The sequence below is a fragment of the Streptococcus sp. HMSC077F03 genome, assembly GCF_001812375.1.
In the GTDB taxonomy this organism is placed as follows: domain Bacteria; phylum Bacillota; class Bacilli; order Lactobacillales; family Streptococcaceae; genus Streptococcus; species Streptococcus oralis_S.
In genome coordinates this window covers 1-458 of record NZ_KV808777.1, presented here as the reverse complement: position 1 = coordinate 458, position 458 = coordinate 1, and the positions used below count along the sequence as shown (strand labels likewise).

Annotated in this window: 1 protein-coding gene; it reads right to left on the bottom strand. The window is 45.6% G+C overall.

Going from position 1 to position 458, the window contains the following annotated elements:
- On the bottom strand, nt 1–458 hold a 458-nt coding region (locus HMPREF2853_RS04865), incomplete at both ends, for an Ig-like domain-containing protein (protein ID WP_261674236.1).

Below are 458 nucleotides of genomic sequence, written 5' to 3'. Positions count from 1 at the left end.
ATCACTTTTTCAGTTGATCCATCTTCAAATGTCGCCGCCACAGTTTCATCGATTGGAACAAGCGGATTACCACCTTCAAATGTTGGCGTACCTGTTTGAACAAGACCCTTAATATTAACTGAAGAAGTATCTTTACCAGTTGGAGTCACCTTAGTAAACTCTGGACTGTAGGTCGCAGTAACTGGAGTGCCATTCTTATCCACACGTTTCACTGTAACTGGATCTGGGTTCCCAACAAACTGCTTGTCTGGAGTGAAGGTTACAGTTCCGTCTGGTGCAATCGTGTAAGTTCCTTGGCCTGGAATAGATTTCTCTTTGCTTCCATCTTCGAAAGTTGGCTCTACTGTTTCATCAATTGGAACCAGTGGATCGCCACCTTGGAAAGTTGGGGTGCCCGTTTGTGGGACACCTTGAGGACCTGTGCTCGTTGCGTTAGTGCTGGTTGGAACTACTTCTTT